The 17,996-nt window shown below is 66.1% G+C and carries 14 protein-coding genes; all 14 read left to right on the top strand.

Annotated features, from left to right (window positions below):
• Positions 1-24: 24 nt before the first annotated feature.
• Positions 25-1,719, top strand: coding sequence for a penicillin-binding protein 2 (locus tag A3736_RS09940; protein ID WP_067682543.1), 1,695 nt, complete (start codon positions 25-27; stop codon positions 1,717-1,719).
• Positions 1,716-3,209, top strand: a complete 1,494-nt coding sequence (locus tag A3736_RS09935; RefSeq protein ID WP_067682469.1) for a UDP-N-acetylmuramoyl-L-alanyl-D-glutamate--2,6-diaminopimelate ligase — start codon at positions 1,716-1,718, stop codon at positions 3,207-3,209. Before A3736_RS09940 ends, A3736_RS09935 begins: the two co-directional genes overlap by 4 nt.
• Positions 3,206-4,675, top strand: a complete 1,470-nt coding sequence (gene murF / locus A3736_RS09930) for a UDP-N-acetylmuramoyl-tripeptide--D-alanyl-D-alanine ligase (RefSeq protein WP_067682466.1) — start codon at positions 3,206-3,208, stop codon at positions 4,673-4,675. The genes A3736_RS09935 and murF overlap by 4 nt, the downstream gene beginning before the upstream one ends.
• Before the next feature lie 6 nt (positions 4,676-4,681).
• Positions 4,682-5,752 carry a phospho-N-acetylmuramoyl-pentapeptide-transferase gene (gene mraY, locus A3736_RS09925; protein WP_067682463.1) on the top strand — a complete coding sequence of 357 codons (1,071 nt, stop codon included), beginning with the start codon at positions 4,682-4,684 and terminating at the stop codon, positions 5,750-5,752.
• Positions 5,749-7,047 carry a UDP-N-acetylmuramoyl-L-alanine--D-glutamate ligase gene (gene murD, locus A3736_RS09920; protein ID WP_067682460.1) on the top strand — a complete coding sequence of 433 codons (1,299 nt, stop codon included), beginning with the start codon at positions 5,749-5,751 and terminating at the stop codon, positions 7,045-7,047. The genes mraY and murD overlap by 4 nt, the downstream gene beginning before the upstream one ends.
• A complete protein-coding gene (locus A3736_RS09915; protein WP_067682457.1) occupies positions 7,044-8,312 on the top strand; it encodes an FtsW/RodA/SpoVE family cell cycle protein in 1,269 nt (422 codons plus the stop codon). Before murD ends, A3736_RS09915 begins: the two co-directional genes overlap by 4 nt.
• Positions 8,309-9,532, top strand: a complete 1,224-nt coding sequence (gene murG, locus A3736_RS09910; RefSeq protein WP_067682454.1) for an undecaprenyldiphospho-muramoylpentapeptide beta-N-acetylglucosaminyltransferase — start codon at positions 8,309-8,311, stop codon at positions 9,530-9,532. Before A3736_RS09915 ends, murG begins: the two co-directional genes overlap by 4 nt.
• Entirely contained in the window at positions 9,529-10,953 is a 1,425-nt protein-coding gene (gene murC, locus A3736_RS09905) for a UDP-N-acetylmuramate--L-alanine ligase (RefSeq protein ID WP_067682451.1), read from the top strand. Before murG ends, murC begins: the two co-directional genes overlap by 4 nt.
• Positions 10,950-11,912 (top strand): UDP-N-acetylmuramate dehydrogenase, encoded by a 963-nt coding sequence (murB, locus tag A3736_RS09900; protein ID WP_082851430.1) that lies wholly within the window; start codon positions 10,950-10,952, stop codon positions 11,910-11,912. Before murC ends, murB begins: the two co-directional genes overlap by 4 nt.
• The gene (locus tag A3736_RS09895; RefSeq protein WP_245173892.1) at positions 11,882-12,880 is read left to right on the top strand and encodes a D-alanine--D-alanine ligase; all 999 of its coding nucleotides are present in this window, start codon (positions 11,882-11,884) and stop codon (positions 12,878-12,880) included. Before murB ends, A3736_RS09895 begins: the two co-directional genes overlap by 31 nt.
• On the top strand, positions 12,873-13,799 hold the full coding sequence (locus tag A3736_RS09890; RefSeq protein WP_067682448.1) for a cell division protein FtsQ/DivIB: 927 nt from the start codon (positions 12,873-12,875) through the stop codon (positions 13,797-13,799). The genes A3736_RS09895 and A3736_RS09890 overlap by 8 nt, the downstream gene beginning before the upstream one ends.
• Positions 13,799-15,079 carry a cell division protein FtsA gene (gene ftsA, locus A3736_RS09885; protein WP_067682445.1) on the top strand — a complete coding sequence of 427 codons (1,281 nt, stop codon included), beginning with the start codon at positions 13,799-13,801 and terminating at the stop codon, positions 15,077-15,079. The genes A3736_RS09890 and ftsA overlap by 1 nt, the downstream gene beginning before the upstream one ends.
• Before the next feature lie 139 nt (positions 15,080-15,218).
• Positions 15,219-17,030: a cell division protein FtsZ gene (ftsZ, locus tag A3736_RS09880; RefSeq protein ID WP_067682441.1), complete on the top strand. Its 1,812-nt coding sequence runs from the start codon at positions 15,219-15,221 to the stop codon at positions 17,028-17,030.
• 124 nt (positions 17,031-17,154) lie between these two features.
• A partial coding sequence (locus A3736_RS09875) for a tetratricopeptide repeat protein (protein WP_156502073.1) occupies positions 17,155-17,996 on the top strand: 842 nt, incomplete at its 3' end.

Here is a 17,996-nt window from a genome sequence, read left to right as displayed (position 1 = left end):
GGCGGCACCAGCTTCGGCGCCGCGATGCCGCAGGCGCGCGTACAGCTCGCGGTCATCCGCCAGAACTCGCTGGCGCAGGCCAAGCTGCGCGTGCTTTGGATCGTGCTCGCTTTCCTCTTCGTGGCAACGATGGCGCTGGTGCGGATCGCCTTTCTCGGCGGATCGGACCGTGCGGTGGCGGCGACCTCGCTCGAAGACGCGCTGCTGCCCGATCGCGGGGAGATCGTCGATCGCAACGGCGTGCCTTTGGCGCGGGCCTTCCCTGCCTACGCTCTGTGGTTCAATCCAGAGGCATTGGGCGAAGACGGTGCGCCGCTCGTGCGCGATCCGGCGACGATCGCGCGCGAACTGAAGGCGATCTTCCCCGATCTGAACGAGGCAAAGGTGGCCGAACAGCTCGCTTCGGGCAAAGCGGGCTATCTGCGCCGCCGTGTTCTTCCAGAAGAAGCCAACCGCGTGCAGGATATCGGCGAGCTGGCGCTTGAAATGCCCCAGGAAAACGACCGGCACTATCCGCAAGGATCGATGGCGGCCCACGTTCTCGGCTATGTCGCGGCGGATGGGCATGGGCGCGTGGGAATGGAACAGGTGCTCGACGAGCAGCTGAGCGATCCGGCGAGCCGGGGCATTCCGGTTGCGCTGTCGATCGACATGCGGGTGCAGGGCGCGCTCGAGGACGAATTGCGCCGGGGCATGAAGCTGGTCGATGCCAAGGGCGGCGCGGGCATCGTGTTGGATGTCGACACGGGCGAGGTGATGGCCCTGGCGTCGCTACCCGAATTCGACCCCAACAAGATCGACGAACGCGGCGCGTCCCTGATGTTCAACCGCGTGACCAATCAGGTCTACGAGCTTGGCTCCACCTTCAAGCCGCTTTCTGTCGCCGCGGCGATCGATGCCGGCGTGGTCCGCGATCTGGGTGCCCATTGGGACGCCTCGCCGGTCAAGGTCGGGCGCTTCGCGATCAAGGACAGCCACTTTCTCGGCGCCAGCCTCAACGTGCCGAGCACGCTGATTCATTCCTCCAACACCGTCACCGCGCGCATCGCCGACAAGCTCGGCCCGGAAAAGCTACGCCAGTACATGATGGATATGGGCATGGCCGAACGCCCGCATATCGAACTGCCGGCCAAGGGCTTCCCGATCTGGCCGGGCGAGAAATGGCCGCGCCTGCGCAGCATGACGGTCAGCTTCGGCCACGGCATCGCGGTCACGCCGCTGCACCTTGCGAGCGCCTATGCCACGATGGTCAATGGCGGCGTCTGGCGCCCCGCGACGCTGCACAAGCTTAAACCCGGAGAAGCGCCCGAAGGCCGCCGCGTGTTCAAGGCCTCGACCTCGGCGCGGATGAACCAGATCCTGCGCGCGACCACCATTTACGGCACGGGCAAGAATGCCGATGCAGCGGGCTTCCGCGTGGGCGGCAAGACGGGCTCCGCCGAAAAGCCGGGCGCGGGCGGCTATCGCCGGTCGACGCTGGTTTCGACCTTCGCCGCCGCCTTCCCGATGGACCGCCCACGCTATGTCGTGATTGCCATGCTGGACGAACCGCAGGGTACGCTCGCCTCCAGCTTCCAGCGTACCGCCGCCTGGAACGCCGCACCGATCGTGGGCCGTCTCGTCCCGCGCATCGGCCCGATGCTGGGCGTGCGGCCCGACAGCACGCGCGATATCGATATTTCGGATATCAAACCGCTGATCCCCGAGGCGAACCGGTGAAGCTGGCGAAGCTCTGCGACGCGGCGGGCGTGGCCTGTCCCGCCAATGGCGAGGCCGAAGTGACCGGCTTCGCCATCGACAACCGCAAGGTCGCGCCCGGCACCGTGTTCGGCGCGTTCCAAGGCGCGCGCGTGAATGGAGAGGATTTCATCCCCGCCGCGATCGAAGCGGGCGCCGTGGCGGTGGTTGCCCGGCCCGAAGCGCATGTCGAAGGCGCGGCCCATATCGCCGCCCATATCGCCGACGCCGAACCGCGCCGCGCCTTCGCGCAGCTCGCAGCCCAATTCTTCGCTCCCGTTCCGTCGCATATCGTCGCGGTGACGGGGACCAACGGCAAGACCTCGACGGTCGAAATGACGCGCCAGATCTGGCGCATGGCGGGCGAACGCGCGGCCAGTATCGGCACGCTGGGCGTCACCACGCCCGATGGCAGCGTTTCGACCGGGCTGACCACGCCCGACATCGTGACCTTCCTGTCGAACCTCAGCGGCCTGGCGCGCGAAGGGGTGACCCATGTCGCCTACGAAGCGTCGAGCCACGGCCTATCCCAGTTCCGCAATGAAGGCATCGCGGTCGAGGCGGTCGCCTTCACCAATTTCAGCCGCGACCATCTCGATTACCACGCCGACATGGAAGAGTATTTCCTCGCCAAGATGCGGCTGTTCGACGAGGTCGCGAGCGACGGCGCGACGGCGGTAATCTGGACCGGAAGCGACAGCAGCGAATGGACCGCGCGCGCCATCCAACATGCGGAAAAGCGCGGCCTGAGCCCCTTCACGGTTGGCGAACAGGGCGAAGGCATCCGTCTGGTCGCGCGCGAGGCGACGGCGCTGGGCCAGGAACTGACCGTCGAACACGACGGACAGACCCGTACCTTCCGCCTGCCGCTGATCGGGGCCTATCAGGTCTCGAACGCGCTTGTCTCCGCCGGACTGGCGCTCGCCAGCGGGATCGCAGCGGACCGGGTCTGGGATGCGGTCGCGCGGCTCCAGCCGGTGCGCGGACGTCTCGAACGCGCGGTCATCGCGCCGAGCGGTGCGCCGGTCTATGTCGATTACGCCCACACGGCGGACGCGCTGACTGCCGCCATCGCGGCGCTGCGCCCGCATGTCGCAGGCCGCCTAATCACCGTGTTCGGCGCGGGCGGCGATCGCGATCACGGGAAGCGCGCGCCGATGGGCGAAGCGGCCTCGCAAGGCTCGGATCTCGTCATCGTTACGGACGACAATCCGCGCGGCGAGGAGCCGAGCGCGATCCGTGCCGCTGTGATGCAGGGCGTCACCGGCGAGGCACTGGAAATCGGCGGGCGGCGCGACGCGATCGCGCGCGCCATCGCCGAAGCGGGCGAGGGGGACATCGTCCTCGTCGCCGGCAAGGGGCACGAACAGGGTCAGATCATCGGCTCGGGAGAGAATATGCGGGTCCATCCCTTCGACGACGTCGAAGTTGCGCGGCTGTGCGCTGCCACAACTGCGGAGAACACGAAATGAGCGCTGCCCTGATCCGTCATCCCGCATTGAAGCGCTGGCCGATCCTTCCCTCCGACCGGCTGCCGCTGGCCCTGTGGGACGCGCAGACCATCGCCGCTGTCACGGGCGGAACGACAAGCGGCGATTTCCAGGTTTCGGGCATCGACACCGACAGCCGCGACATCCGCAATGGCGATCTGTTCGTGGCGCTGAAGGGCGAAGCGATGGACGGCCACCGCTTCCTCGACAAGGCGTTTGCCAATGGCGCCGCCGCCGCGCTGGTCGATCGGCCGGTCGATTATCCTCACGTTCTGGTCGCGGACACGACAGAAGCGCTTCATGCGCTTGCCGCCGCCGCCCGCAAGCGGACTTTCGCCAAGATCGTCGGCGTCACCGGGTCGGTCGGGAAGACGGGCGTCAAGGAAGCGATCTTCGCCGCGCTCGAACGGTCGAGCCGGGGGCAGGCGCACCGCTCGATCCGCAGCTACAACAATCATGTCGGCGTGCCGCTGTCGCTCGCGCGGATGCCTGCGCGCAGCCGTTTCGGCGTGTTCGAGATGGGGATGAACCATGCAGGCGAGATCGCCGAGCTGAGCGATCATGTCCGCCCCCATGTCGCGGTGGTTACCACTATCGCGCCCGCGCATATCGAGAATCTCGGCAGCGAAGAGGCGATCGCGGACGCCAAAGCGGAAATCTTCGGCGGTCTCGTCAAGGGCGGCACGGCGGTGATCCCGGCGGACAGCCCGCATTTCGCACGGCTCAAGGCTCATGCGGATAAGCTCGACGCACAGGTCGTCAGCTTCGGGCGTGCGCGCGATGCAACCCTGCGGTTGCTCGATGCGATCCCGAGCGCGAATGGGGGATCGCTCGTCACTTGCGAATATCCAGAAGGCCGGATGTGCTTCACCGTGGCGGAGCCCGGCGAACACTGGATTACCAACGCGCTGTGCGTGATGGCTGCCGTCCGCGCCGCCGGGGGCGACATGGCTGCCGCCGGACTGGCGCTTGCCGAAATGGGCGGGCTGAAGGGGCGCGGCGCGCGCCACCAGATCAGCGCGCCGGGCGGCAAGGCGCTGCTGATCGACGAAAGCTACAACGCCAATCCCGCCAGCATGCGCGCGACGTTGGCCCAATTGGGCAACACGCCCGCCGGTCGCCGCATCGCCGTGCTCGGCAGCATGAAGGAATTGGGCGATTTCGGCGCGGCCTTCCACGCTCAGCTTGCCGAGCCGCTGACTGCCGCGAATATCGACTACGCGGTGCTGGTGGGCGAGGAAATGCGCGTGCTGGCGCGCGAATTGGGGAAAGCGCCCGGCCAGCCGCTTGGCTTCGCGGGCGGATTCACCCATTGCGATAACGCTGCGGAAGCCATCGGCGCGCTGTCGGAATACGGCGTGGTTGCAGGCGATGCGGTGCTGGTGAAGGGGTCGAACTCGGTCGGCCTCGGCCAGCTGGTGGATCATTTCACACGCCGGGACGGCTGACCGCGCATGCTTTATATCCTCGCAGAATGGTTCCAGTTCGAAGGGCTGCTCAATCTCGTCCGGTATCAGACGGCGCGGGCGGGCGGTGTGCTGCTGACGGCGCTGCTGATCGGGCTCGTTATCGGGCCGCGCATGATCGCGATGCTGCGCGTGCGACAGGGCAAGGGCCAGCCGATCCGCGAAGACGGGCCGCAGACCCACCTCGCCAAGCGCGGCACGCCCACGATGGGCGGACTGATGATCCTCGTCGCCATGTCGATCTCGCTGCTCTTGTGGATGGACCTCAGCAATCCCTTCATCTGGGCGTGCCTCGCGGTGACGGGCGGCTTCGGCCTGATCGGCTTCATGGACGATTACGACAAGGTCACGAAGAAGAGCCACAAGGGCGTGTCGGGCAAGACGCGCCTCGCGCTCGAATTCGCAGTGGCGGGGATCGCCAGCTGGATTGTGGTCGGCCAGATCAACACGTTTCTCTACGTGCCGTTCTTCAACAATCTCGGCATCGAGCTGGGCTGGTTCTATTACGTCTTCGCCGCTTTCGTGATCGTGGGCGCTGGCAATGCCGTCAACCTGACTGACGGGCTGGATGGCCTCGCCACCATGCCGGTGATCATCGCGGCGGGTACGTTCGCGCTCATTGCCTATCTCGTGGGGCGCGTCGACTATTCGAGCTATCTCGGCATTCCGCATGTGCCCGGCGCGGGCGAGCTGGCGATCTTCTGCGCCGCGATCATGGGAGCGGGCCTCGCCTTCCTGTGGTTCAACGCGCCGCCCGCAGCGGTCTTCATGGGCGACACCGGATCGCTGGCCTTGGGCGGAGCGCTCGGCGCGATCGCGGTGGCGACCCATCACGAGGTCGTGCTGGCCGTGGTCGGCGGCCTGTTCGTATTCGAGGCCCTTTCGGTCATCATCCAGGTGTTCTGGTTCAAGCGAACGGGCAAGCGCGTCTTTCGCATGGCGCCGATCCATCACCATTTCGAACAATTGGGCTGGAGCGAGAGCAAGGTCGTGATCCGTTTCTGGATCGTCGCCATCGTGCTAGCGATCCTCGGTCTGGCGACGTTGAAGCTGCGGTGATCACGAATCCGGCCTGGAAGGGCAGGCGCTATGCCGTGCTCGGCCTGGCGCGATCGGGCCGGGCCACGGTCGAAGCGCTGCTGGCGAGCGGGGCAGACGTGCTGGCCTGGGACGATCGCGAGGACGCACGCGCGCCCTTCGTCGGCCGCACGGGCATTGCAGACCCGTTGCAGTCGGACCTGACCGGTTACGATGGCGTGGTCGTTAGCCCCGGCGTTCCGCTCAACACCCATCCGATCAAGCCCCATGCCGACAGCTTCGGCGTGCCGGTAATCGGAGACATCGAACTGTTCGCGCAGGCGCGCCGGGCTCTCCCGCCGCACAAGGTCGTCGGCATCACCGGCACCAATGGCAAGAGCACAACGACCGCGCTGGTTCATCATATCCTCAAGACTGCGGGCGTTCCCACCACGATGGGCGGCAATATCGGCCTGCCGATCCTGGAGCAGCAGCCTTTGCCCGAGGACGGGGTCTATGTGCTGGAGCTTTCGAGCTACCAGATCGACCTGACCTATTCGCTCGATTGCGACGTGGCGGTGCTGCTGAACATCACGCCGGATCATCTGGATCGGTACGATGGCGATTTCCAGAAATACGCCGCAAGCAAATCCCGCCTGCTCGCGATGCAGACGAGCGGACAGAACTCCATCGCCCGCTTCACCGACGCGCGGGCCTTGGGGAAATTCGCCGAAGGCACAATTGCCAGCATTCTCGAAGACGTCCTCAGCAATCGAGGTTTCGAGCCTGGCGAGCAGGCGAACTGGCAGTCGCTGCAAGGCCCGCACAATCTTGAAAACGCCGCAGCAGCGATCGAGGTCGGCGATATTCTCGGTCTTTCCGGGCAGCAGATCCGCGCCGGGCTCGAAAGCTATTCCGGCCTGCCGCATCGGATGGAGCGTGTCGCGGAAACCTCCGGCGTCGCTTATGTCAACGACAGCAAGGGCACCAACACCGCCGCCTCCGCGCCTGCGCTGGCGGCGTTCGAGAACATCCATTGGATCGTCGGCGGCCTCGCTAAGGAGCCGGGGCTAGGCGAGTGCGAGCCCGAATTGCCGCACGTGATAGCCGCATACACCATCGGCAAGGCTGGACCCGCTTTTGCCGAGCTGCTCGAGGGCCGCGTCCCCGTCACGCGCAGCGAAACGCTCGAGCGCGCGGTGCGCGATGCTGCCGCTGCGGCGCAGGCGGGCGACACCATCCTGCTCTCCCCCGCCTGCGCCAGCTTCGATCAGTTCCGCGATTTCGAACAGCGCGGCGAGGCGTTCCGCAAGGCCGTCAGCGAGCTCGGCGCATGAATATGCAGCGTCCTTACGTGCCCGGCGCCACCCGCCCCGGCATGCGCCGCCCCGGCCAGAAGCTCTCCCGCTGGACCGAGTTGACGATCTGGTGGCGTGAGATCGACCGGGTGCTGCTCGGCCTGATCCTGGCGCTGATGGCGTTCGGCACCGTCGCCGTCGCCGCCGCAAGTCCTGCCAGCGCGGACCGTCTTTCGACTGCGACGCAGACGCTCGATCCGCTCTATTTCTTCTACCGCCACCTCGCCTGGCAGGCGATCGGGATCGGCGTGATGATCGCCATCAGCATGGTCAGCCGCGAAAACGCCCGGCGCGGGGGGCTGCTTCTGGCGGCAGGAATGCTCGGCGCGCTGTTCCTCGTTCCGATCGTCGGCGCGGAGGTGAACGGTGCGCGGCGCTGGCTCGATTTCGGAATGCGCTTCCAGCCGTCCGAATTCCTGAAGCCCGCCTTCGCCATCGCCGTCGCCTGGATTCTGTCATGGCGAATGCGCGACCCCAATTTGCCGGTGATCGCGCTGTCGGCAGTGGCGCTGGTCGTGGTCGCGGCGCTCCTGATGATGCAGCCCAATCTGGGCGACACCATCCTTTTCTTCGGCGCGTGGTTCGTGCTGATCCTGCTTGCGGGCGTGCCCGTGCAGCGCATGGGCGCGCTGGTCGGGATCGGCGGCGCGGCCATGGTCGCGACGTATTTCCTCTATGACAACGCCCGCCACCGCATCGACAGTTTCATGGGCGGTGGCACGGCTTTCGACCAGGTCGATCTGGCCGAGCGAACGCTGCTGGCGGGCGGCTGGACGGGCAGCGGATACGGGCTGGGCCTCAGAAAGATGAATCTGCCCGAAGCGCACACCGACTACATCTTCTCCGTCATCGGGGAAGAATTCGGCCTGATCGTTTGCGCTCTCGTCGTGATCGTTTATCTCGCCATCGTGGCGCGCGTATTGATGAAGCTGATCGATGAAGACGACCTGTTCGCCCTGCTTGCGGGTGCGGGCCTGATCACGCTGTTCGCGGGGCAGGCGTTCATCAACATCCTCGTCAATCTGCAGCTGTTTCCATCGAAGGGGATGACTTTGCCGCTCATCAGCTATGGCGGATCGTCCACGATCGCGCTCTGTCTGGAGGTCGGGCTGCTGCTGGCGATAACGCGGCGCAATCCCTTCCTCAAACGCGAGACGCGCGGCCTGGCTGACGTGATCGGCTGGAACGAACGCCGCGCGCCGAAGAAACAGGCGGATGCGATCCGGCGGGAAATCTATCCATGAGCGGGCCGGACAACACTCGTGCGGCGCGCCACTTCGTCCTCGCGGCAGGGGGCACGGGCGGCCATTTGCTGCCCGCCTTCGCCCTCGCGACCGAGCTGGAACGGCGCGGGCACCACGTCGCGCTGATCACCGACGAACGCGGCGCGCAGATTCCCGGACGGCCCGATTTCCTCACCACCCACATCCTGCCCGCCGGGCGCTTCGGCAAGAATCCGGTCAAATGGTTCGCGGGCGCAAAGGCCGTGTGGGAAGGACGGAACATGGCGGTGCGCCTGTTCGAGAGCTTTCAGCCCAGCGCCGTGGTCGGCTTCGGCGGCTATCCCGCCTTTCCGGCCCTGTGGGCTGCGACGTCGATGGGCATTCCCAGCGTCGTCCACGAACAGAACGCCGTGCTGGGCCGCGTCAATCGCCTGCTGGCGGGCAAGGTCGATGCGATCGCCACCGCCTATCCGCAGGTCGAGCGGCTGAAGCCCAAATATGCCGACAAGGTCCATCTGGTCGGCAATCCCGTTCGCGCCGAAGTGCTGGCCCTGCGTGAAGAGGAGTTTCCCGCGCTCAGCGAAGAGGGGCTGTTCCGCGTCCTTGTCACCGGCGGGAGCCAGGGTGCGCGCGTTCTGTCCGAAGTGGTGCCCGACGGGCTCGCAATGCTGCCGCCCGCCTTGCGGCAGCGACTCCAGGTGACGCAGCAATGCCGCCCGGAAGATTTGGAAGCGGTCCGCGCGCGCTATTCCAGCCACGACATTCCCGCCGAACTCGGGACTTATTTCGAAAACATGGCCGGTCGCCTTGCGGATGCGCATCTTTTCATCGGGCGCGCGGGCGCGTCAACCATCGCGGAACTGACCGCCGTTGGCCGACCGGCGATCCTGATCCCGCTTCCGATCGCGACCGACGATCACCAGGCGGCGAACACCCGCGAGATGGTGAAGGCGGGCGGGGCGCGGATGGTGCGGCAGGACAGCTTCACCGCCAAGGAACTCGCCAAGCAGATCAAGGCCATCGCCGACAGCCCCGAAGGGCTCGGCAAGGCGGCCCATGCGGCGTTCAATTGCGGGCGGCCCAATGCGGTTCAGGATCTTGCCGATCTCGTCGAAAGCTTCGGTGGGGCGGAAATGATGGACGTGATCCGCGTCGGCGCGAACAATGCGCGCGGCGCTTCGCAGGGCGTGGCTGCGGGGCAGGGCGCGGCGCGCGACATGCACGAAAGGTCGAAGCCATGAGAGGCGTGCCCACCGATATCGGCACCATCCATTTCGTCGGCATAGGCGGGATCGGCATGTCCGGCATCGCCGAAGTGATGGCCAATCTCGGCTACAGCGTGCAGGGATCGGACATCAAGGAAAGCCCGGTGGTCGAGCGCCTGCGTTCGCGCGGGGTCCGGATCGCAATCGGCCATGCGGCGGAAAACGTGATGGGCGCGGCGGTCGTCGTCACTTCCACCGCGGTGAAGCGCACCAATCCCGAAGTCGCCTTCGCGCTCGAAAACCGCATCCCCGTGGTGCGCCGCGCGGAAATGCTGGCCGAATTGATGCGGTTGAAATCCACCGTCGCGGTGGCGGGGACGCATGGCAAGACAACGACCACCAGCATGATCGCCGCACTGCTCGATTGCGGCAATGTCGATCCCACCGTCATCAATGGCGGCATCATCGAACAATACGGTTCGAACGCGCGATTGGGCGATAGCGACTGGATGGTGGTGGAGGCCGACGAGAGCGATGGCAGCTTCCTGCGCCTCGACGGGACGATCGCGGTCGTCACCAATATCGATCCCGAGCATCTCGACTATTATGGCGATTTCGACGGGGTGAAGGCCGCCTTCGTGGAATTCATCCACAATGTCCCCTTCTATGGCGCGGCGATCCTGTGCATCGATCATCCCGAAGTCCAGGCGGTGAGCGGTCTGGTGCGCGATCGCAATGTCGTGACGTACGGCTTCAATCTCCAGGCGGATATCTGCGGCGTCAACGTCCGGCCCGATGCGGGCGGCAATTGTTTCGACGTAATCGTGCGTCGGCGCGGGCAGGAGGATCGCCGGATCGAAGGCGTGCGTCTGCCCATGCCGGGGCGCCACAACGTCCAGAACGCGCTCGCCGCGATTGCAGTCGCGATCGAGATGAAATGCCCGGACGAAGTGATCTGCAACGGCTTCGCCAGCTTCGGCGGCGTGCGGCGGCGGTTTACCAAGACGGGCGAAGTCCCGGTGGGCGATGGCAAGGCCGTGGTCATCGACGATTACGGCCATCATCCGGTCGAAATCCGCGCGGTTTTGGGTGCCGCGCGCGAGGCCACCAAGGGCCGCGTGATCGCGGTCGTCCAGCCGCACCGTTACACTCGCCTGCGCGATCTGATGGACGATTTTCAAAGCGCCTTCAACGAAGCGGACGAGGTGTTCGTGACGCCCGTTTACGAAGCGGGCGAAGAACCGATCGAGGGCGTGAATTCGCAGGCTCTCGTCGATGGACTCAAGTCGCGCGGCCACCGCTCCGCCGCCAGCGTCGGCGATATGGACGAGCTGGTCGCGGTGCTCGGCGCGGAGTTGAAGCCGGACGATCTCATCGTCTGCCTCGGCGCAGGCGACATCACGCGCTGGGCCGCCGAGCTTCCCGAAGCACTGATCGCCGAAAGGGCGCGCGGATGACGCAGCCCGACGATGCCTTGAACTGGGACAGCGGCGAAGCGCCCGATTGCGAGGTCGAGGGCGGCGTCAGCGCACCGATCTCGACCGCGGGCCTGCGCGGGCGGCTGACGCATGACGCGCCGCTGGCCAAGCTGGTGTGGTTCAAATCCGGCGGCCCTGCCGATTGGCTGTTCGAGCCAGCCGATCTGGACGATCTGATCCTGTTCCTCGAGCGGCTCGACGGTGCGCTCCCGATCATGCCGCTGGGGCTCGGCTCGAACCTGATCGTGCGCGATGGCGGCGTGCCGGGCGTGGTGATCAAGCTGGGCAAGCCCTTCGCCGGGATCGAGGTCGACGCGTGCACCTTGACCTGCGGGGCCGGGGCGCATGGCATCCTCGTCGCCAGTGCGGCACGCGATGCGGGCGTGGCGGGCATGGAATTCATGCGCGGCATTCCCGGCACGGTGGGCGGTTTCGTGCGCATGAATGGCGGCGCCTATGGGCGCGAAGTCGCGGATGTGCTCATCGATTGCAACGTAGTCATGCAGGACGGCAATCTGATGCGGCTGACGAAGCGCGAGCTCGATTACAGCTATCGCCATTCGGCGCTGACCGACAATTCGGTGGTGGTTTCGGCCCGCTTCGAAGGAACGCCCGGCGATCCCGAAGCGATCGGCGCGGAGATGGACCGTATCGCCGAAGCGCGCGAAACCTCGCAGCCGCTCCGCACCAAGACAGGCGGATCGACTTTCAAGAACCCGCCGGGCGAGAAGGCTTGGGAACTGGTCGACAAGGCGGGCTGCCGGGGCATGACGGTGGGCGGCGCGCAGGTGAGCGAGAAGCACACCAATTTCCTCATCAACACCGGCGACGCCACCAGCGAGGACATCGAAACCCTCGGCGAGGAGGTCAAGCGCCGGGTCTACAAGAATTCGGGCGTGGAACTGGAATGGGAAATCCGCCGGGTGGGCAGACCGTGACCCTCGATCGCAAACTCCACATCGCCGTCCTTATGGGCGGCTGGGCGAACGAACGCCCCGTCTCGCTGATGTCGGGCGAAGGCGTCGCCAAGGCGCTGGAAGAGCGCGGGCACCGCGTCACCCGGATCGACATGGATCGCCAGGTCGCCGCGCGCATCGCGGAGTCCGCACCCGATGTCGTCTTCAACGCGCTCCACGGCGTGCCGGGCGAGGATGGGACGGTGCAGGGCATGATGGACCTGATGGGTGTGCCCTACACCCATTCGGGCCTCGCCACCTCGGTCATTGCGATCGACAAGCAACTGACCAAGCAGGCGCTGGTGCCGCACGGCGTGCCCATGCCCGGCGGGCGGATCGTTAGGACCGCAGACCTGTTCGAGCGCGATCCCCTGCCGCGCCCCTATGTGCTGAAACCCGTCAACGAAGGCAGCTCGGTGGGCGTCGCCATCGTCACCGAGGATGGCAATTACGGCAACCCGATCGCACGCGATGCGAAAGGCCCGTGGCAGGATTTCGCCGAATTGCTCGCCGAACCCTATATCAAGGGCCGCGAGATGACGTCGGCGGTGGTCGATTTCGAGGACGGGCCGCGTGCGCTCGCGGTGACGGAGCTGAAGCCGAAAAGCGGCTTCTACGATTTCGACGCCAAATACACCGACGGGATGACCGACCATATCTGTCCCGCCGATATTCCCGAGACGATCCGCGATCTCTGTCTCGAAATCGCGCTGAAGGCTCACAAGCTGCTCGGCTGTCGCGGCACCAGCCGCACCGATTTCCGCTGGGACGAGGAACAGGGCGAAGACGGCCTGTTCGTGCTCGAAACCAACACCCAGCCGGGGATGACGCCGCTCAGCCTGGTGCCCGAACAGGCGCGCCATGCGGGCATGGAATATGGCGAGCTGGTCGAGACAATCATCGCCGCGGCTCTGCGCGACTTCGCCGTGAAGGCTCCTGCCGATGGCTAAGGTCAAGCGCACCAGCCCGGGCGTGCGCCGCTCCGCCGCTGCGCGCAATCGGACGCAGAAGACGCGCGCCGCCAAGAAACACACGGTCGGCCTGTTCGACCAGATGCTGGCCCTGCTGCCTTTTACGGACGAGCAATTGCACAAGGCTTTCGTCGCCGCGATCCTGGCGCTGGCGCTTGCCGCTGCGTGGTTCGTCGCCAGCCTGGCCGGTCTGCCCGCGCTCGCCAATGCGCGTTTGGCCGAAGCCGCGTCCGATGCCGGGTTCGAGGTGCGCCGCGTCAAGGTGACGGGCGTCGAGCGAATGAACGAGCTGACGGTTTACGAACGCGCGCTTGCCATGCGCGATCAGCCGATGCCTCTCGTCGATCTCGATGCGCTGCGCGATCGCCTGCTGGAATTGAGCTGGGTCAAGGATGCGCGCGTGTCGCGCCAGCTTCCCGACACGCTGATCGTCGACATCGTCGAACGTGAAGAGCACGCCGTCCTCGCCAAGCCCGACCGGTTGATGCTGGTCGATGCCGAGGGGCACGAACTCGAACCCATCAGCCGCACCAATGCCAAGGGCAAGCTCACCATCGCCGGGCCGGGCGCACAGAAGCAGGTCGGCGAACTGGACCTGCTGCTCGACGCCGCGCCTGCGCTCAAACCCCAGGTCGAACAGGCCGAATGGGTCGGCAATCGCCGCTGGAACCTGACCTTCAAGACCGGCCAGATGCTCGCGCTTCCCGAAGGCGAGGATCAGTCGGCGAGCGCGCTCGTCTCCTTCGCCAAGCTGGACGGGCATTACCGGCTGTTGGGCGGCAAGGTCGTCGCGGTCGATATGCGCGTGCCCGAACAGGCCTATTTCCGCTGCACGGGCGGGCCTTGCAGCATGAACGGCCTCGAACAACGGGCTTCCGCCCCGGGAGCGGACAACTGATGGCTGGCCCCCGCATCACGCGGGCCTATGGCGCAGTCAATATCGGCTCCTTCCGCATCTCGGCCATGATCATGGGCCAGGACGAGAACGGCGCGATGGTGGTACTGGGGTCGAGCCACCGCAAATCCGAAGGCGTCAAGCGCGGCTATGTCACCGAAATGCGCGCCGCCAGCCTCGCCATCCGTCAGGCGCTCGAAAAGGCCGAGGCGAGCGCGGGCACCAGCGTGTCGAGCGTGTGGATCGGCTGTTCGGGCGCAGGCCTGTCGAGCCATATCGCCAGCGTCGAAATCGCGATCGGCGGGCGGCGCATCGAAGAAGACGATATCGAGCACCTGCTCTATGCCGCGCGCGACCACATTCAGCCCGATGGGCGCATGGTCCTCCACGCCCAGCCCGCGCATTATACGCTGGACGGGGCGCACGGCGTCGCCAATCCGGCGGGTCTCCATGCGGAGGCGCTGGGCGTCGATATCCATGTGACGGTGGCCGAAAGCGCGCCGGTCAGGAACCTGATCGAAGCGGTCCAGACCGCGCATCTCGATGTCGAGGCGGTGGTCGCCAGCCCGCTCGCCAGCGCCTATGCCTGCGTCACGCCGGAAGAGCGCGAATTGGGCGTCGCGCTGATCGAGATCGGAGCGCAAGTCACCAATATCTCGGTCCATTCGGCGGGGATGCTGCTGGGGCTGAAGTCCATCCCCCTTGGGTCGAACGACATCACCGATGCGATCGCTTCCAGCTTCGGGATCCGTCGCAGCCAAGCGGAGCGGCTGAAATGCGTATCCGGTTCGGCGATGGCCAGCCCGACCGATCACTCCGAGATGATACCGGTCAATGCGCCGGGCGAAGAGGGCGAAGGCCCGATCGCGCGCGGAGCGGACGAACACAACCGCATCGCGCGCGCCGAGCTGGTCGCGGTCGTCACCGATCGGCTGGCGCACCTGACCGGCGAAATGCACCGTTCGCTCAAGGACATGGGCTTTTCGGGCAGCAGGGGCGGGCAGGTGGTGCTTGCGGGCGGGGGTGCGGAGTTGCATGGCATCGCCGAATTCGTTCAGGCCGCGCTCGGCCGCCCGGTGCGGATCGGCAAGCCGCCGCGCCTGCAGGGCCTGCCCGAAGCGCATGCGACCCCAGGCTTCGCTTCGCTGGTGGGTCTGTGTCTCTATGCGGCGGACGATCCGGTCGATATCCGCTCGGTCGATCCGGGCTATCAGCCGACCCGGCGTTATTCGGGCTTCGGCCTCGTAAACAGAGTGTTGCAGGCGGTTCGGGAGTATTTCTAGGCACCTCGCGGCGGCCGGGCCGTTGAAGGAGCTAGCACTGTGAAAAAAGGCGATTAACCCTTTGCATCGCCGAATCGGAATGTGGCAGACTACAGGCCATGCAAATTAGGGCGAAACGTCTTCGCCGGAGGAATATCGAATGAGCATCAATATCGGCCCCGCTTCGTCGGACGATCTGCGTCCCCGCATCACCGTGATCGGCGTGGGCGGCGCCGGGGGCAATGCGATTGCCAACATGATGGAAGCGCAGATCGAAGGCGTCGATTTCATCGTGGCCAATACCGATGCGCAGGCGCTGAGCAATGCAGCTGCCGAAAAGCGCATCCAGCTCGGCCCCGACATCACCGGCGGCCTTGGTGCAGGCGCGCGGCCCGAAGTCGGCAAGGCGGCGGCTGAAGAGACGGTCGAAGATATCGAGCATGCGCTCGAAGGCGTGAACATGTGCTTCATCGCGGCGGGCATGGGCGGGGGCACCGGCACCGGCGCCGCGCCCGTCATCGCGGAAGCTGCGCGCAAGAAGGGCGTGCTGACCGTGGGCGTCGTGACCAAGCCGTTCCTGTTCGAAGGCACGCGCCGCATGCGCGCCGCCGAGGCGGGCATCGACGAGCTTCAGAAGCACGTCGATACGCTGATCGTGATTCCCAACCAGAACCTGTTCCTGGTCGCCAAGGCGGAAACGACCTTCAAGGAAGCCTTCGAACTGGCTGACGAAGTGCTGCAGCAGGGCGTGCGTTCGATCACCGACCTGATGGTGATGCCGGGCCTCATCAATCTCGACTTTGCCGACGTGCGTTCGGTGATGAGCGAAATGGGCAAGGCGATGATGGGAACCGGCGAGGGCGAAGGTGACAATCGCGCGCTCGAAGCTGCGGAGCGCGCCATCGCCAACCCGCTGCTCGACGGGGTCAGCATGGCGGGCGCCAAGGGCGTGATCATTTCGATCATCGGCGGCGAGGACATGAAGCTTCTCGAAGTCGACGAAGCCGCGAACCACATTCGCGAGCTGGTGGACGAAGATGCGAACATCATCTGGGGTTCGGCCTTCAATCCCGATCTCGACGGCAAGATCCGCGTTTCCGTGGTCGCCACCGGTATCGAGCATGACGGGCAGGCAATGCCGAGCCAGTCGCGCGGCTTCGCCATGTCCGAATCGCGCGCGCCCAAGCGCCCCGCGCTCGACCTGCCGCGCCAGAGAGAGGAGGACGAGGAGCCCTTCGAATTGAGCGAAGGTCTCTCCGCCGAAGCCGAGAGCGATGCAATGTCCGGCGGCTTCGCGACTGCGCCCGCTCCCTCGCCAGCGGTCCCCTCGCCGGCTCCTACGCCGTCCAGTGCGCAGGCCGATGACGCTCCGATGGAACTGACTTCGGCGAATTACGCCGATGACGGTCGGGCGGGATCGCGCGGCACCGCAGCAACCTATTCGGATTTCGACGAAGACGAGGGCGAGGATGTGGACGACATCGTCGATCCGCTGGCGGGCCTGCGTAACGAGCATACCGAGCGCTTCGACCGTTCGGAAAGCGCCTCGCTCGCGTCCCCGACGGACAGCCGTTCGCTTGAAACCGATATGGAAGACGAAGGCTGGGGCCGGGACAGCGGACGCCGTCCGACGCTCGATCTGTCGGAAGGCACGGAAAGCGGCCGGAAGGGAGCGCAGGACGAGCTTCAGCTTGGCAACGACCAGATGGCCGCCGACTCGCGCAGCCCCCTCCAGTCCAAGCCCGCACGCGGCAGCGGCGAAAGCACCGCCGATGGCGACAAGGGCAAGGGCGCGGCACGTCCGGCTGGCGGATCGGGCGGTAGCGGATCGGGCAGCACGCTGTTCGAGCGGATGGCCAACCTTTCGCGCGGCAGCGCACCGCGACCTGCCGACGACCGCGACGATGACGACGACGATACGGGCGGCGCGCTTAACATTCCGCGCTTCCTGGGCCGCCAGAACAACCAATAGTTCGGTCCGTTCGGGCAACGATCGGCTCCGGTTCAGGCGCTAGCCAGACCGGGGCCGCCATCGTCGCGATCGCAACGACACGAAAGCGCGGGCATCGGACACCCGCCGAAAACGGAGCGCGGGTTTGCGAATACTGAATCGACTGTCACTTCTGAGCGCCTCGGTCATCGGCCTGGCCGCCGCGGGTGTCGCCCTGCCTCAATCCGTATCCGCGCAGGCCGTGGTGCAGCCCCTTCCGCCTCGCGAGGCCGCCGATCTCAACGATGCGCTGCGCCGTCTTGCCCGTTCGCCGCGCGATCTGGGTGCGCTGCTCGATGCGGGCGAGGCTTCGGTGCAAGTGGGCGATATCGACGCCGCGATCGGTTTCTTCGCCCGTGCACAGGATATCGCGCCCGACAACGGCCGCGCGATGCTCGGCTTGGCGCGATGCTTCACCTTGCAGCGCCAGCCGATCGAAGCCTTGCGGCTTTATGCTGAGGCTGAGAATGCGGGCATCCCGGAAGCGGCGATGGCCGCCGATCGCGGCCTCGCCTTCGACCTTGTTGGTGACAATGCGAGCGCGCAGGCGCTTTATCGCGCGGCTTTGGCACAGGGCAACGATCCCGAAACCCGCCGCCGCCTGGCGCTCAGCCTGGCGATGACCGGAAACCGGCAGGAATTCGAAGCCACGCTGCTCCCCCTGCTGGAGAGTGAGGACCGCTCGGCATTCCGGGCGCGGGCCTTCGGCCTCGCGATTCTGGGCGATGCGGACGATGCTGTGGGGATCGCCGAAGCGCTGATGCCGACGGATCTGGCGCTGCGGATGGCGCCCTATCTGCGCTATATGCCGCGCCTGACCCGTGCACAGCAGGCGGCAGCCGCCAATCTCGGCGCCTTCCCGCGGGCGAACGAGATCGGGCGCGACGATGCCGCCATAGCAAGCTACGCTCCTGCCAATCCGCGCGTCGCACGCGGCGCCGGCGCGGC

It is taken from the genome of Erythrobacter sp. HI0063 (genome assembly GCF_001635685.1).
Classification (GTDB): domain Bacteria; phylum Pseudomonadota; class Alphaproteobacteria; order Sphingomonadales; family Sphingomonadaceae; genus Qipengyuania.
Note: the sequence above shows the minus strand (reverse complement) of the source record. Positions and strands in the feature narration are given on the sequence as shown.

What these genes read in the sequence shown, in the direction of transcription:
- A3736_RS09940 (WP_067682543.1), top strand. Translation starts at nt 25, where the DNA reads ATGCCGCAGGCGCGCGTACAGCTCGCGGTCATCCGCCAGAACTCGCTG.
- murB (WP_082851430.1), top strand. Translation starts at nt 10,950, where the DNA reads ATGACGCAGCCCGACGATGCCTTGAACTGGGACAGCGGCGAAGCGCCC.
- A3736_RS09895 (WP_245173892.1), top strand. Translation starts at nt 11,882, where the DNA reads ATGGGAAATCCGCCGGGTGGGCAGACCGTGACCCTCGATCGCAAACTC.
- murC (WP_067682451.1), top strand. Translation starts at nt 9,529, where the DNA reads ATGAGAGGCGTGCCCACCGATATCGGCACCATCCATTTCGTCGGCATA.
- murF (WP_067682466.1), top strand. Translation starts at nt 3,206, where the DNA reads ATGAGCGCTGCCCTGATCCGTCATCCCGCATTGAAGCGCTGGCCGATC.
- A3736_RS09890 (WP_067682448.1), top strand. Translation starts at nt 12,873, where the DNA reads ATGGCTAAGGTCAAGCGCACCAGCCCGGGCGTGCGCCGCTCCGCCGCT.
- ftsA (WP_067682445.1), top strand. Translation starts at nt 13,799, where the DNA reads ATGGCTGGCCCCCGCATCACGCGGGCCTATGGCGCAGTCAATATCGGC.
- ftsZ (WP_067682441.1), top strand. Translation starts at nt 15,219, where the DNA reads ATGAGCATCAATATCGGCCCCGCTTCGTCGGACGATCTGCGTCCCCGC.
- murG (WP_067682454.1), top strand. Translation starts at nt 8,309, where the DNA reads ATGAGCGGGCCGGACAACACTCGTGCGGCGCGCCACTTCGTCCTCGCG.
- A3736_RS09915 (WP_067682457.1), top strand. Translation starts at nt 7,044, where the DNA reads ATGAATATGCAGCGTCCTTACGTGCCCGGCGCCACCCGCCCCGGCATG.
- mraY (WP_067682463.1), top strand. Translation starts at nt 4,682, where the DNA reads ATGCTTTATATCCTCGCAGAATGGTTCCAGTTCGAAGGGCTGCTCAAT.